The organism is Nocardioides lacusdianchii, from assembly GCF_020102855.1.
Lineage (GTDB): Bacteria > Actinomycetota > Actinomycetes > Propionibacteriales > Nocardioidaceae > Nocardioides > Nocardioides lacusdianchii.
Genome location: NZ_JADHZD010000018.1, coordinates 55139 through 68568 on the forward strand (window position 1 = coordinate 55139; position 13430 = coordinate 68568).

General features: G+C 71.3%; 17 protein-coding genes. 12 read left to right on the forward strand and 5 right to left on the reverse strand.

Annotated elements, in window-relative coordinates; genetic code table 11:
* The first annotated feature begins 19 nt into the window (after nt 1-19).
* The 3 genes from IRX98_RS19320 to IRX98_RS19330 are packed head-to-tail and all read left to right on the forward strand — an operon-like array spanning nt 20 to nt 2015.
* Nucleotides 20-457, forward strand: coding sequence for an SRPBCC family protein (locus tag IRX98_RS19320; RefSeq protein WP_224279543.1), 438 nt, complete (start codon nt 20-22; stop codon nt 455-457).
* A 14-nt stretch (nt 458-471) separates the two neighbouring features.
* Nucleotides 472-1656, forward strand: a complete 1185-nt coding sequence (locus tag IRX98_RS19325) for an ArsA family ATPase (RefSeq protein ID WP_224279546.1) — start codon at nt 472-474, stop codon at nt 1654-1656.
* A complete protein-coding gene (locus IRX98_RS19330; RefSeq protein ID WP_224279547.1) occupies nt 1653-2015 on the forward strand; it encodes a hypothetical protein in 363 nt (120 codons plus the stop codon). The genes IRX98_RS19325 and IRX98_RS19330 overlap by 4 nt, the downstream gene beginning before the upstream one ends.
* Before the next feature lie 141 nt (nt 2016-2156).
* Here the strand turns inward: IRX98_RS19330 and IRX98_RS19335 are convergent, their stop codons facing one another.
* Together IRX98_RS19335 and IRX98_RS19340 are read right to left on the reverse strand one after the other, a co-directional pair.
* Complete coding sequence (locus tag IRX98_RS19335; protein ID WP_224279549.1) at nt 2157-3392, reverse strand: pilus assembly protein TadG-related protein; 1236 nt, start codon at nt 3390-3392, stop codon at nt 2157-2159.
* Complete coding sequence (locus tag IRX98_RS19340) at nt 3377-3835, reverse strand: TadE/TadG family type IV pilus assembly protein (protein WP_224279551.1); 459 nt, start codon at nt 3833-3835, stop codon at nt 3377-3379. Before IRX98_RS19340 ends, IRX98_RS19335 begins: the two co-directional genes overlap by 16 nt.
* Before the next feature lie 168 nt (nt 3836-4003).
* Between IRX98_RS19340 and IRX98_RS19345 the strand changes: the two genes are divergently transcribed.
* The gene (locus tag IRX98_RS19345; protein WP_224279553.1) at nt 4004-4963 is read left to right on the forward strand and encodes an ROK family protein; all 960 of its coding nucleotides are present in this window, start codon (nt 4004-4006) and stop codon (nt 4961-4963) included.
* Here IRX98_RS19345 and IRX98_RS19350 read toward each other — a convergent pair.
* Entirely contained in the window at nt 4948-6183 is a 1236-nt protein-coding gene (locus IRX98_RS19350; RefSeq protein ID WP_224279555.1) for an ornithine cyclodeaminase family domain, read from the reverse strand. The genes IRX98_RS19345 and IRX98_RS19350 overlap by 16 nt on opposite strands.
* Before the next feature lie 76 nt (nt 6184-6259).
* Entirely contained in the window at nt 6260-6745 is a 486-nt protein-coding gene (locus IRX98_RS19355; protein WP_224279557.1) for a hypothetical protein, read from the reverse strand.
* Between the two features lie 83 nt (nt 6746-6828).
* Between IRX98_RS19355 and IRX98_RS19360 the strand changes: the two genes are divergently transcribed.
* From IRX98_RS19360 to IRX98_RS19380, 5 genes are read left to right on the forward strand one after another with little or no spacing between them, the layout of a single operon-like run.
* Nucleotides 6829-7641, forward strand: a complete 813-nt coding sequence (locus IRX98_RS19360) for an alpha/beta hydrolase (RefSeq protein ID WP_224279559.1) — start codon at nt 6829-6831, stop codon at nt 7639-7641.
* A gap of 9 nt (nt 7642-7650) precedes the next feature.
* Complete coding sequence (locus IRX98_RS19365) at nt 7651-8403, forward strand: lysophospholipid acyltransferase family protein (protein ID WP_224279561.1); 753 nt, start codon at nt 7651-7653, stop codon at nt 8401-8403.
* A gap of 14 nt (nt 8404-8417) precedes the next feature.
* Nucleotides 8418-9554 (forward strand): MacS family sensor histidine kinase, encoded by a 1137-nt coding sequence (gene macS, locus IRX98_RS19370; RefSeq protein WP_224279576.1) that lies wholly within the window; start codon nt 8418-8420, stop codon nt 9552-9554.
* 4 nt (nt 9555-9558) lie between these two features.
* Nucleotides 9559-10071: a flavin reductase family protein gene (locus tag IRX98_RS19375; protein WP_224279563.1), complete on the forward strand. Its 513-nt coding sequence runs from the start codon at nt 9559-9561 to the stop codon at nt 10069-10071.
* Nucleotides 10072-10107: 36 nt separating this feature from the next.
* Nucleotides 10108-10755 (forward strand): response regulator, encoded by a 648-nt coding sequence (locus IRX98_RS19380; protein WP_224279565.1) that lies wholly within the window; start codon nt 10108-10110, stop codon nt 10753-10755.
* 21 nt (nt 10756-10776) lie between these two features.
* Here the strand turns inward: IRX98_RS19380 and IRX98_RS23210 are convergent, their stop codons facing one another.
* Entirely contained in the window at nt 10777-10902 is a 126-nt protein-coding gene (locus tag IRX98_RS23210) for a hypothetical protein (RefSeq protein WP_268929051.1), read from the reverse strand.
* Between the two features lie 130 nt (nt 10903-11032).
* Between IRX98_RS23210 and IRX98_RS19385 the strand changes: the two genes are divergently transcribed.
* From IRX98_RS19385 to IRX98_RS19395, 3 genes are read left to right on the forward strand one after another with little or no spacing between them, the layout of a single operon-like run.
* Nucleotides 11033-11929 (forward strand): arylamine N-acetyltransferase family protein, encoded by an 897-nt coding sequence (locus IRX98_RS19385; protein ID WP_224279567.1) that lies wholly within the window; start codon nt 11033-11035, stop codon nt 11927-11929.
* The gene (locus IRX98_RS19390; protein ID WP_224279569.1) at nt 11926-12381 is read left to right on the forward strand and encodes a GNAT family N-acetyltransferase; all 456 of its coding nucleotides are present in this window, start codon (nt 11926-11928) and stop codon (nt 12379-12381) included. Before IRX98_RS19385 ends, IRX98_RS19390 begins: the two co-directional genes overlap by 4 nt.
* A gap of 9 nt (nt 12382-12390) precedes the next feature.
* Nucleotides 12391-13296: a hypothetical protein gene (locus tag IRX98_RS19395; RefSeq protein ID WP_224279571.1), complete on the forward strand. Its 906-nt coding sequence runs from the start codon at nt 12391-12393 to the stop codon at nt 13294-13296.
* Nucleotides 13297-13430: the final 134 nt, after the last annotated feature.

A 13430-nucleotide genomic window follows, 5' to 3' on the forward strand; every position in this document is an offset into this window, starting at 1 on the left:
CGTGGGCTAGGCTCCGGCCATGGCCGAACAGACCTCCTCGTCGATCACGATCGACGCTCCTCCGGCCGACGTCATGGCCGTCATCGCCGACTTCGAGTCCTACCCCGAGTGGGCCAAGGGCGTGCAGGTGGCCGAGATGACGGAGGCCGGTGCAGGAGGCCGTGCCGAGCAGGTCTACTTCTCCCTCGACGTCTCGCCCATCAAGGACGAGTACACCCTCGCCTACGACTGGGACGCGGACCGTGAGGTGACCTGGACCCTGGTCGAGGGCAACATGCTCAAGGCCCTCGACGGCGCCTACACGCTCGTCGACCGCGGCAACGGGACCACCGAGGTGACCTACCGCCTCGCGCTCGACGTGAGCATCCCGCTGATCGGCATGCTGAAGCGCAAGGGCGAGAAGATCCTCATCGACACCGCGCTGAAGGGCCTCAAGAAGCGCGTCGAGTCGCTCTGACGCCCGGGTCCGGCGTGCGGATCCTCCTCTTCACCGGCAAGGGCGGTGTCGGCAAGTCGACGCTCGCCGCGGCCACGGCATGCCGCAGCGCGGCTGCCGGCCACCGCACGCTCGTGCTGTCCACCGACGCCGCCCACTCGCTGGCCGACGCGCTCGACGTCCCTGCCACGGCCGAGCCGACGGAGGCCGCGCCGAACCTGTGGGTGCAGCACGTTGACGCCCAGGAGCGCTTCGAGCGCTCGTGGCGCGACATCCAGGGCTACCTGCTGAGCGTGCTCGACGTGGCCGGTGTCGATCCCGTCGCTGCGGAGGAGCTCACCGTCATCCCCGGGGCCGAGGAGGTGCTCGCCCTGCTCGAGGTCCGGGCGCAGGCGCGGACGGGGGAGTGGCACGTACTGGTCGTGGACTGTGCCCCGACGGCTGAGACGCTGCGCCTGCTCGCGCTGCCCGAGGCGCTCGGCTGGTACATGACGCGGGTGCTGCCCGTGGAGCGCCGGGTGGTGAAGGCCCTCAAGCCGGTGCTGACGCGTGCGGCCGGCGTGCCGATGCCCGGAGACTCGGTCTTCGACGCCATCGAGCGCCTGCACGCCGAGCTCGACGACGTACGCACCGTGCTGACTGGGCCGGACACGTCGGTGCGGCTGGTGTTGACGCCCGAAGCCGTCGTGCTCGCCGAGGCACGTCGTGCCTACACGTTCCTGACGCTCTTCGGCTACTCGGTCGACAGCGCGGTCGTCAACCGGGTCTTCCCCGAGGGCGGTGCCGACGAGTGGCGGGCCGCCTGGGTCGAGGCGCAGCGTCGGGTGCTCGACGACGCCGCGGACTCGTTCGCCGGGCTCGACCTGCGCACGTCCCTCTACCGGCCGTCCGAGCCGGTGGGACGTGAGGAGCTCCTCGACCTGGCGCGCACGGTGTACGCCGACACGGACCCGCTCGCCTGCGGAGCCGAACGGGTGCCGCTGGAGGTGCGATCGACGGAGGGTGGACTGGTGCTGGCGATGCCGCTGCCGCTGGCGGACCGCGACGATGTACGTCTCGCGCGCAAGGGCGACGAGCTCGTCGTCGGCGTGGGGTCGTATCGTCGCCTCCTGACGCTGCCCTCCGGTGTGGCACGCCGCCGGGTCGCGGGGGCGCGGGTGCACCAGGGGGAGCTTCAGGTCAGGTTCGCCGACACATCGATGGACGAGGAGTCCCCGTGAGCGAGGCCCACGAGGTCGGTCCTCTCGCCGAGGAGGCCGCGAAGCTGCTCGGCGCGCTGTCGGGCTGGGCCCGCGAGCACGCCGCCGAGGCGGGCGACGGCCTGTCGGGCCTGGCAGACCGGGCGGCATCGGCCGTGCACGGCGTCGACGAGCACCTCGCGACCGGCGCCGCCGAGTGCACCGTGTGCCCGCTGTGCCGCACCGTCCACGCGGTCCGGCAGCTCAATCCCGAGGTGGCCACCCACCTCGTGTCGGCGTTGTCGTCCTTGGTGGAGGCAGCGGCCGCGCTAGTGAGCACGCCGTCGCGAGTGCCTGCACCGGGCGAAGGCGTCGAGCACGTCGCATTAGACGACGACTGAGCCGCAGTCGGACGCTAGCCGACTTCACGAGATGACATAGGCAAGGGCCGCAAGGTCTCGTCAACGTCCCGCAATCGACGTGCTGCTTAGCAACGGCTTCTCGATGGGACATCGGGATAGCCCGAGATTCCTTGGGGCGACCTACTTGCTCAGAACCAGGTTTCCTGGCACGCCTTGGCCTGCCAATAGAGCGTCCGTCACCTCGATACAGGCCTTCTGGCCGTTGGCCTTCACTACGCCGGTCGCTACGATCGCACCCTTGTTGATGGCCAGGCAGGAGTTGCCGTTGAAGTCGATTTTGCTGCTGGGAACGTAGACGATCCCCCCGAGTGTGACGTTGCCGTTGCCCTGAATGGACAGGTCGTTGGTGTTGTCGCGGTCGTAGATGATGACGAAGTTGGTCGGCCACCCCGCTGGGGACCCGGCGGGCGGACCGGTCGTCGGAGCAGACAGATCTTGAGTCGCGCCGTTCTTGAAGTCGATCATCCCTGTCTTCTTCACGTACAAGGTGACGCCTGATCCCTTGATCAAGGAGTTGTTCTTCGCGCTCCACGTGCCCTTAATGACGTAGGCCCCAGGTGCGAGCGTGCACGTGCCGCTGTTGGGCACTTCGAAGTTGCCCCCATAGACTCCGGGGCCTTGCGTGCATGGGTTCGTCTTGGCGGTCAATCCGGCCTCGCTCAATGGAAGCACCATGCTCGCGAAGGGGTCTGGGATGATCACACCTTGCGTAGCTGGGGGGGCGAACTGCCCGCCGTTCACCGTGCCGACGACCGAGATCGAGTTGTCGGCGTCCCACTCGCTGTTGGGGCCAGCGGTGATGCTGCCATTGACGTGGATGTCGCCGCCGAACACGCTGAAGTCGGCATTGCCGGCGTCGACCGGTCCGAGGAAGCACATGGAACACTTCCCAACCAGGGCGTAGGTAGCTGCTGCGCTGCCTTTGGTAGCGATTGCACCGGTGCCGCCAGCGAGCACTCCGAAGGGCGAACCTGAACTGCCGGTGGCGCGATAGACGACCTCTACTCCCACGCCTTTGCACTGAACGGCGGTGATGTCACCGCTCGCGGTCGTCCCTGACGTGTAGTTGGCCACGTAGACAGAGTCCGCTGCGGCCTCCGCCGCAGTTCGCACGGTCGATTGGCTGGCCAGAGCGGCCGCAGAACACGACCCGACGAAGTCCTTCTTGTACACGGAGACCGCGGCCAACGATGCAGCATCTGCCGCGGTGGCGAGCTGCCGTTTGGTGCTGTACGCGAGTCCGAGGTCGACGGAGAAGGCAGCCAGGATCATGATCACGACGGTCAGGACGGACACCATGATGGCGACAGCGCCGCGCTCGTTCTTAGCGTCCGGATACGTCAACGGAATTCGCATCGGAACACTCCCTTGCCTGTGAGGACCTTGGTGGAACCCAGCCCGGGGACGAAGCTGCCGACCGGAACTTGAGCGGTGTAAGTGAGCGTGACCGTGACGTTGTCGGTGAGGTTGACGTTCGAGGACTTGCACGCCTCCGTGGTCGCGCCTGAGCATGACGCAAGGCCCGGTCGGGAGACAGTCACGTTGGCCGTTGTCATCGACACAAGCGGGCTCGCTGCCGAGACCGCTTGACCCTTGACCGCGTCGCAAGAGTTTCCCTGTACGACCGCATATCGTGCTGCTTGCCTGGCGGCATTGGAGAGTGCCAGATTCTGCCCGAAGAGCAAACCGAAGTTGATGATGCCGACCAGCATCAGGAGCAGTATGGGCATGACAAGGGCGAACTCGACCGCGGACGCACCGCGCTCGCCACGCGTGATCTTGCCGGTTCGCCAGCGCATGAAAGATCCCCTTGTTCCCCGAATGATTCGCCTGCCACCGTACGAGCCGCAACGGTGGCTGTCGCCGGTTTGTCGGCAGTCTTGTCCGACCGCCGACAAAGATGGCCCGGAATGACTAGACGGGTGGTCCAACCGGTCCATGCAAGGGCGATGGGCGAGGATGTGGGCATGAACCGAGGAGTCGTCGTGGGGGTCGACATCGGCGGCACCAAGGTGCTGGCCGGGGTCGTCGACGACACCGGTGCGGTCTCGTCCACCGCGCTGCGGACGACACCCGGCCGGCGCGGGGTGACCCGCCAGGCCGAGGACGCGATGGTCGAGGCGATCCTCGAGGCCGCCGGCGGTCAGCCGCTGGCCGGGGTGGGTGTGGCAGCGGCCGGCTTCGTCGACCCCGCCGGTGACCGGGTGATGTTCGCGCCCCATCTGCCGTGGCAGGGCGAGCCGCTGCGCGAGCTGCTGCAGGACCGGCTCGGCTGCCCGGTGCTGCTCGACAACGACGCCAACTGCGCGGCCCGCGCCGAGGCCCACCACGGCGTGGCCGGGGGAGCGTCGTCGGCGATGATGATCACCATGGGCACCGGGATCGGCGGCGCCGTGCTCGTCGGCGGGGAGGTGCTCCGCGGCGCCAACGGCATGGCCGGCGAGTTCGGGCACATGCAGGTCGTCCCGGACGGCCAGCCCTGCGAGTGCGGACGCCGAGGGTGCTGGGAGCAGTACTCCTCCGGCAACGCCCTCGTCCGCAACGCCCGCACGTTGATGGCCGAGCAGCCGTCGGTGCTGGCCGAGATGAGCGGCGGCCATCACGAGCGGGTGACGGGACCGATGGTCACCGCGGCGGCCGAGGAGGGCGATCTCGTCGCGCGGCGGGCGTTCGCCTCCGTGGGGGACTGGCTCGGGGTGGGCACCGCGAACCTCGTGGCCGCGCTCGACCCCGAGGTGGTCGTCATCGGCGGCGGGGTGTCGGCGGCCGGCGACAAGCTGCTGGACCCGGCCCGGGCAGCGCTGCGGCGTACGCTCGTGGGCGCCGCGCACCGCAGCGTCCCCGCCCTCGTCGCCGCCCGGCTCGGGCCCGAGGCCGGCATGGTCGGCGCTGCGCTCCTGGTGGCCGGGTCTCAGCCGCGCGGGTAGGTCGGCACCAGCTCGAGCGCGAGCTGCTCGAGGAACAGGCCCACGTCGGTGACGATGCCGCGGCCCCGCGTGGTGCCGCGGTCGACGATCCGGGTGACGGTGGCGGGGTCGAGGTCGACGCACACGAGCGGGACCGACGCCGGCAGGATGTTGGCGGTGGCGACCGCGTGCAGCTGGGCGGCCATCATCAGGCAGTAGCCCGCGTCGTGGATCTCGGCGCGCATCGCGCGCTGTCCTGCGACCACGTCGGTGTGGACGTCGGGCAGCGGGGCGTCGTCGCGCACCGAGCCGACGAGCACGAACGGCTTCCGGGCCGTGACCAGGGCGTGCATGATCCCGCTCGTGACGGTGCCCTCGTCCACCGCTGCCGCGATCGACCCCGCCTTGCGGATCGTGTTGAGGGCGCGCACGCGGTGCTCGTGGCCGTGCTCGCCACCCTGGGTGGACACCTCGACGCCGATGCTGGTGCCGTAGACCGCGGACTCGATGTCGCGCGTCGCGAGCGCGTTGCCGGCGAAGAGCACGTCGACGAACCCCGCCCGGACGAGGGCGACCATCGCCGGGACCGCCCCGGTGTGGACCACCCCCGGACCGACGACCCAGAGGAGGCGCTTGCCGTCGGCCCGCGCCTGCCGCATGCCGTCGGCGACCTGGCGCACGAGCACCGTCTGTGGACGCTCGCCCGCGAGCTCGGCCTCCACGGTGGCGAACGTCTCGACGCCTTCGTCCCGGCTCGGCACCGACACCCGGATGCCGGCCGTGCCGACCACGACGCGCATGCCGGTGCGGACGTCGGTCATCGGGACGGTGCGCACCCGCAGAACCGGTGGTGAGGCGTCCACGACGAGGCCGCAGTCCATCTCGGGGTTCTCCACGTCGTGCCACGCGCCGTCGATGTGCACGCGCGTGTCGAGGTTCGTGGTGGCGTAGAAGCCGTCCGGGAGGACCCCGTCGCGCTCGGCCGGGCGGGTCGACGCCTCGCCGATGCTCATCGGGTTGACGCCCCGGGTCTGCAGGCGCATCAGGAGGCGCTGGAGCGACTCGTCGTCGTCGGCCTCGATGGTGATGCGTGCGCTGCTCGGGTCGTGGGCCTCGTGGCCGACGTCGAACTGGTCGAGGACGTAGTCGCCGCCGTAGTCGCGGATGTCGTCGAGGATGCGCGACAGGACGCCGGTGTCCATGAGGTGGCCCGTGACCTCCACCGTCTCCTTCGCACCCACCGTCGTGACCCTACTCCCGGGCCGCTCGTGAGGGGCCGTCCGTGCCGGTGGACTGATCCACCCGGGCGGGAAGTGCTCAGACGCGCGAGCCGTCGTCCCACGGGTCGCGCCCGCGCGGCATCTCGTGGACGAGGTAGGCGAATCCTCCGACGAACCACCCCACGAGCGCCCACCCGACAAGTGGTGTCACCCACAGCGAGAACAGCGCGACCACGAGGGCGAGGAGCGGGGCGACGAAGATGCCTGCCCAGGCCAGCCCGCGCTGCCAGGTCCGGGGGACCGGGAAGGGCGGCGCGGGCGGGGGGCGGAAGCGCTCTGCCTCGGCGATGGCCTGCTCGCGGGCCTCCACCTCGTCGTCGTCGACGAGGTGGTCCGGGAGAGGTGCGTCGGCGTCGGTGCCGCCCGGTGCCTCGGTGTCGGGGGCGGACGAGGGGCCGGGCGAGGCGTCCGCGGGCGAGGGCCCGGACGTGGCGTCGTCGGGCAGCACGACGCGCTCGCCGTAGTTGTCGACGATCTCGCGCCACGCCAGCTCGGTGCGGCTCTCGTCGCCTGGCGTCGTCACGCCGGCAACGGTACCCGCACCCCCGCAGGGCCTCAGTCGGTTTCGCACCTCGAACCGGGGCCGGAGTGGTGCACACTGTGCGCGTGAGGATCCCCTTCCGTGGCGCCCAGGAGGCGCCCCTCGACCCCGCACTGGTCGCTCCGATGTCCACCGCCGCCAGGCCCGAGCTCACCGGCGGGCGCCGCATCGGCGTACTGGTGCAGCACGGCTTCACCGGCAACCCGGTCTCCATGCGGCCCTGGGCCGAGGACCTCGCCGCCCGCGGCTACGCGGTCGAGATGCCGCTGCTGCCGGGGCACGGGACGCGCTGGCAGGACCTCAACAAGGTGACGTGGGCGGACTGGGTCGCCACCGTCGAGGGCGCGCTCGACAAGCTGGCGGCGGAGAACGACGCGGTCGTCGCCGTCGGGTTGTCCATGGGTGGCGCGCTGTGCCTGCGCCTGGCGGCCGACCACGGCGACCAGCTCGCCGGCATCGTGATCGTCAACGCCGCGGTCGACACGCTCCGCAAGGACGTCAAGCTGCTGCCGGTGCTCAAGCACCTCGTGCCCGGCTTCCCGGGGATCGCCAACGACATCAAGAAGCCCGGGGCGGACGAGCACGGCTATCCCACGACGCCGTTGAAGGCGGCGGCGTCGATGTTCGCCGGCTACGCCGAGCTGCGTCGCGACCTGCCGCGGATCACCATCCCGGTGCTGTTCTTCCGCTCGGCCGAGGACCACGTCGTGGACATCTCGTCCTCGCGCGCGCTCAACGCCGGCCTGTCCTCGAAGGACTTCGAGGAGCGCGTCCTCGAGGACAGCTACCACGTCGCCACCCTCGACAACGACGCCCCGCGGATCTTCGCGGAGTCGGCGGAGTTCATCGAGCGGGTCACCGCCGAGCAGCAGGGATAGTCTCGGCCCGTGCTCTATTGGTTCCTGAAGTGGATCGCCCTCGGGCCGGTGCTGCGACTCGTCTTCCGGCCCAAGGCCTTCGGCGTCGACCACGTGCCGGAGGAGGGTCCTGCCATCCTCGCCAGCAACCACCTCTCCTACGCCGACTGGCTGTTCATGCCGCTCACGCTCAACCGGCGCGTGACCTTCGTGGCCAAGGCGGAGTACTTCACCTCGCCCGGCATCAAGGGCTGGTTTCAGAAGAAGTTCTTCTCCGGCGCCGGCCAGGTGCCGATCGACCGCTCCGGCGCCAACGCCGCCGAGGGCGCCATGAAGTCCGCGATGAAGATCCTCGCCGAGGGCGACCTCTTCGGGATCTACCCCGAGGGCACCCGCTCGCACGACGGCAAGCTCTACCGCGGCAAGACCGGCGTCGCCCGCCTCGCGCTCGAGACCGGCGCTCCCGTGATCCCGTGCGCGGTCGTCGGCACCGACGTGGTCGCGCCGGCGGGCAAGGTCTACGGGTCGTGGACACGTCCGGTGGTGCGGTTCGGCAAGCCGCTCGACTTCTCGCGCTACGCCGGGATGGAGAACGACCGCTACATCCTGCGGTCGATCACCGACGAGATCATGTACGAGATCATGCGGCTCTCGGGCCAGGAGTACGTCGACCTCTACGCCAGCAAGGCCAAGGAGCTCGACAAGGAGAAGGCCCGCAAGGCCGCCGCCGAGCAGGCCGAGCGGGACAAGGCCGGCAGCGGGCCGGAGCAGAAGGCGTCCTGAGCGCCCGCGGGGGGCTGCCGGCAGCGGAGCCGCGGACCGACTCGGCCTTCGCCGTCGAGGACCGGCTCTACGCGGCCCTCGCGCTGGTGCGCGTGGTGGTCACGCTGAACATGGTCGGCCTCAACGCCTACCGTCGGGACAACTTCGACCACCCCACCGTGGGCCTGGCCATCGTGGTCGCGCTCGCCGTCTGGACGGGCCTGGCCATCTGGCTCTACCACGACCGCGCGCGGCGTACGCCTGCCCTGCTGCTCGCCGACCTCGCCATCGTGCTGGCGGCGATGGCGGTGACGCCGTGGGTGAAGTCGACCGAGTTCAACGCCACGATCCCGGGCTTCTGGGTGATGGGCGCCCTGCTCGCCTGGGCCATCCACTGGCACTGGCGCGGCGGCCTCGTCGCTGCCGTCCTCATCGCGGCCTCCGACCTGCTGCCGCGCTCGGAGGTCGACCAGGGCAACTACGGCAACGTCTTCCTGATTCTCATCGGCGGACCGATCGTCGGCTTCATGTGCGCCTCGCTCCAGCGGATGGCGCGGGAGCGCGACGCCGCCGAGCGCGCGGCGGCGGCCGCGGAGGAGCGCACCCGGCTGGCGCGAGCGGTGCACGACGGGGTGCTCCAGGTGCTGGCGATGACGCAGCGGCGCGGGGCGGCGGCGGGAGGGGAGTGGGCCGAGCTCGGCAGGCTCGCGGGGGAGCAGGAGCGGAGCCTGCGCTCGCTCATCCGCCAGCAGGACACCGTGCCGGCAGCGGCCGGTGGCCGGGTCGACCTGGCCGGGGCGCTGGAGGCGATGGCGACCGCGCACCCGGTGCGGGTCGAGGTGGCCACGCCGGGAGGTGCGGTGCTCGTCGACGCGCACGTGGTCTCCGAGACCGTCGCTGCCGTGCGCGCGTGCCTCGACAACGTCGCGGCACACGCCGGCGACGGTGCGAGCGCCTGGGTGCTGGCACAGGCCGGTCGCGACGAGATCACCGTCTCGGTGCGTGACGACGGGCCCGGCATCGACCCGGGGCGTCTCGGGCAGGCCGCGGCGGAGGGTCGGCTGGGCGTGGTGTCGTCGATCACGGGCCGCATCGAGGAGCTCGGTGGCACCGCGACGGTCCAGAGCGGGTCGTGGGGCACCGAGTGGGAGCTGACGGTGCCGCTAGCGTGAACGGGTGACCATCCACCCCGGCCATCCCTTCCCCACCCCCGACGACCCCGTACGCCGCCTGCGCGGGCGGATCGGCACTGCGGTCTCTCTGTGGACGGCCGGCACCTCCGACGACGACCGGGCCGGGCTGACGGTGTCGTCGTGGCTGGTGGCCGGTGGCGAGCCCGGTCGGGTGCTCGGCCTGCTCGACCCCGACGCCGACCTCACCGACGTGCTGCTCGCGACCGGGCGTGGGGTCGTCCAGCTGCTCGGGTGGCCGGACCGGGACCTGGCCGACGTGTTTGCGGGCACGGCGCCGGCGCCCGGCGGCCCGTGGCGGACCACCGGGTGGGAGTGGACCGACCACGGCCCGCGCCTCGCGCATGCCACCACCTGGGCCACGGTGGAGGTCGAGCAGGACGTCGAGGTCGGGTGGTCGCGACTGGTGACCTGCGTGCTGCGCGACGTCGTGATCGGTGACGACGACACCGCGCCCCTGGTCCACCGTCGGGGTCGTTACCTCCCTCCGGGTGAGTAGGAGGTCTACGATCTCCCCAACTGCGGAGGGGGAGCCATGGTGAGGGTGATGGTGGTCGACGACCACCCGATGTGGCGCGATGCCGTCGAGCGCGACCTGCAGGCCGCCGGTCACGACGTCGTGGCGGTGGCCTCCAACGGCCGCGAGGCTATGGCACGCTTCCCGGCGTCCGCGCCGCAGGTCGTCGTGCTCGACCTCCAGCTGCCGGACCACAGCGGGGTGCAGGTCACGAGCATGATGCTCGAGCACGACCCGACCGCGCGGGTGCTGATCCTGTCGGCGAGCGGCGAGCAGGACGACGTCCTCGAGGCGATCAAGGCCGGTGCCACGGGCTACCTGGTGAAGTCCGCGTCGAGCGCCGAGCTCATCGACGCGGTGACCCGCGTGGCGGACGGCGACACCGTCTTTACGCCCGGCCTGGCCGGGCTGGTCCTGGGTGAGTTCCGCCGCATCGCCGACGGTCCGGCCGACGACCCGCGCGACCAGCTCACCGAGCGCGAGACCGAGATCCTCAAGATGGTCGCCACCGGCATGAGCTACAAGCAGATCGCCGCGCGGCTGGTGCTCTCGCACCGCACCGTGCAGAACCACGTCCAGAACACCCTGCGCAAGCTGCAGATGAACAACCGCGTCCAGCTCACCCGCTGGGCCATCGAGCACGGGCTCGACGAGGGCCCGGCCTGACGTCGGGTCGTCCGGCCGACGTCAGCTGACGCCGGCGCTCGCTCCGGGCCGCGGCGCGCTCGCCTCGGAGCTCGCCTCCGAGCTGGCAGCACTCAGGCCCAGCACCACGAGCAGCGTGGCCAGGCACGAGAGAACGAGTCGGCGCATCGTGTGTTCACCCCCGTAAAGCGACCCCTGACGCGGGGACTGCCACCACCAGAACACCGGCGTCCGGGGCGCTCAACCCCGATATGGGGTATGCGCCGGCCCGATGCACCTCTGCGGGTAGGTTGCGGCCGTGGGTGACGACACCGGACTCCTCGAGCGCTATCTCGCTCGGCTCGGCCTCGCTGAGGCACCAGCGCCCACCCTCGACGGTCTGCGGACCCTTCACCGTGCGCACGTCGCGCTGATCCCCTACGACAACCTGTCCACGATGCTCGATCGCCCCGACCCGGCCGACCCGGTCTCGGCCGCCGCGCGGGCAGCGTCCGGCGCGCGCGTCGGCTACTGCTTCCAGCAGAACGCCGCGCTGGAGCGTCTGCTGACGGGACTCGGGTTCGCGGTGAGCCGTCGGCACGGCCACGTCTGGACTCGCCCGGAGGACGAGCTCGGCACCCGCCTCAACCACCTCGTGCTGGTCGTGTCCGGGCTGCCGGCGACCGGCAACCCCGGCGGTCACTGGTGGGCCGACGCCGGCCTCGGTGAGGGCTTCGCCGAGCCGCTGCCGCTCGTGCGTGGCGAGCACGACGTCGACGGCTGGACCTTCGGGATCGGCGCGGGCTTTGGTGCCCAGGCGGCGGGGCGTCCCACCGGTCCCGCGGCCTGGACCTACCGCCACTTCCCGGACGGGGTCCTGCGCGGCGTCGTGGTGACGTCGCGCGACCATTCCGAGGACGCCGTGGCCGAGTCGCACCGCTGGTTGACCACGGCCGACGACTCGCCCTTCCGCCGCTTCGTCGTGGTGCAGCGCATCGAGCGGGACGCCCAGCGGGCCGTGCGCAACCTCGTGCACCACGTCACGACCCCGACGGGTCGCGAGTCGCGTGACCTGACGACGTACGACGACTGGCGCGGCGCGCTGGTCGACGACCTCCTGCTGCCCGTGGCGGACGTGAGCGACGAGGAGTGGTCCGCCCTGTGGGGGCGCGCGCTGGCGTCGCACCGGGCATGGGAGGAGGCGGGCCGCCCGTGACGACGCACCGCAGGCACTGGCGCCGGGCGACCTCCGACGACGTCGTCGCGCTGCGCGACCTCGAGCGAGCGGCCAGCCGCGCCGGGCTCAGGCACGTCTTCGGCGACCTGCCCTACCCCGACGACGACGTGCTGGCGCGGTGGGTGCTGCTCCTCGCCGACCCGGAGGTCGTCGTCGAGGTGGTGGAGGACGTCGCTGGGCTGGTCGCCCTGGCGGCGCACGACGGCACCAACCTGCGCCACCTGGCCGTGCGGCCGGACCACTGGGGCAGCGGTCTGGGGCGCGAGGGCTTCGACAGGGCGGAGGGCGCCGGGGCCCGCCGGCTGTGGGTGCTCGCGGACAACGGCCGGGCGCGGGCGCTCTACGAGTCGTGCGGCTGGCGGCCGAGCGGGACGAGCCAGGAGTGCCCGTGGCCACCCTTCCCCACCGAGCTCGAGTACGCCGCTCCCTAGGATCGAGCCATGCCGGAGACCAGGCACGACCCGCTGCTGGAGATCGCCGACGACCTCTACGCGCTCCCGCTCGCCGACTTCACCCCCGCGCGCGACGCCCTGGCCAAGGAGCACAAGGCCGACAAGGAGCTCGCCGCGGCGGTCAAGGGGCTGCGCAAGGCCTCGCTCGCGGCGTGGGTGGTGAACCTGCTCGTCCGGCGCGACCCCGACCAGGTCGACCAGGTGCTGGCCGTCGGCGTCGCCCTGCGTGACGCCCAGGACAACCTCGACGCCGCACAGCTCAAGGAGTTCACCAAGCAGCGTCGCCAGCTCACCGCGTCGGTGACCACCACCGCGCGACGGATGGCCCGCGAGGAGGGCGTGAAGACCACGCAGGCCGTGGCCGACCAGGTCGAGGCGACGCTGACCGCTGCCATGCTGGAGCCTGACGCAGCCAAGGCGGTCCGCAGCGGCCTGCTCGTCACGGCCATCGCCGCCACCGGTCTCGGCGACCTCGACCTGGGCGGCGCGGTCGCCGTGCCGGAGGCCCTCGGCTTCAGCGCCACCGCCCGGCCCGCGGCCCCGCCGGACCCCGCGCGCCGGCCCCAGCTGCACGTCGTGCCCGACCCGGACGCCGACAAGAAGGCACGGGCGGCCGCCGACGCGCGCGTCGCCGAGGCGCGCGCGGCGCTGGGGGAGGCGGAGAAGGAGCACCGCTCGACCCGCCGCACGGTCGAGAAGCTGCGGGCGCGGACGCTGCAGCTGCAGGCGGAGATCGACGAGATGCGTGCCCGGATGGCCGACCTCGAGGCCGAGGTCGAGGAGGTCGACGACGAGCTCGACGAGGCACAGGCGCTGCAGGAGGAGTCCCAGGAGGCCGTCGACGCGGCGACGGCCGAGGTGGAGGCGGCCCGGGCCGCGCGCGAGCGCCTCTAGCTCTAAACCTCGATCCACCGATGGGCTTGGTGGGGTGAGCGCGTCGTGAAGTGAGAATGCCCTTACGTGGTGGGAAAATCTGTCTTCTCTAGGGACCGATTTCACCAAGCACGAAGGGCATCTCGTAGATGCAA

Bases quoted from the DNA above. Each gene is read 5' to 3' on its own strand.
- IRX98_RS19320 (WP_224279543.1), top strand. From the start codon at position 20: ATGGCCGAACAGACCTCCTCGTCGATCACGATCGACGCTCCTCCGGCC.
- IRX98_RS19335 (WP_224279549.1), bottom strand. From the start codon at position 3,392: ATGCGAATTCCGTTGACGTATCCGGACGCTAAGAACGAGCGCGGCGCT.
- IRX98_RS19340 (WP_224279551.1), bottom strand. From the start codon at position 3,835: ATGCGCTGGCGAACCGGCAAGATCACGCGTGGCGAGCGCGGTGCGTCC.
- IRX98_RS19345 (WP_224279553.1), top strand. From the start codon at position 4,004: ATGAACCGAGGAGTCGTCGTGGGGGTCGACATCGGCGGCACCAAGGTG.
- IRX98_RS19380 (WP_224279565.1), top strand. From the start codon at position 10,108: ATGGTGAGGGTGATGGTGGTCGACGACCACCCGATGTGGCGCGATGCC.
- IRX98_RS23210 (WP_268929051.1), bottom strand. From the start codon at position 10,902: ATGCGCCGACTCGTTCTCTCGTGCCTGGCCACGCTGCTCGTGGTGCTG.
- IRX98_RS19395 (WP_224279571.1), top strand. From the start codon at position 12,391: ATGCCGGAGACCAGGCACGACCCGCTGCTGGAGATCGCCGACGACCTC.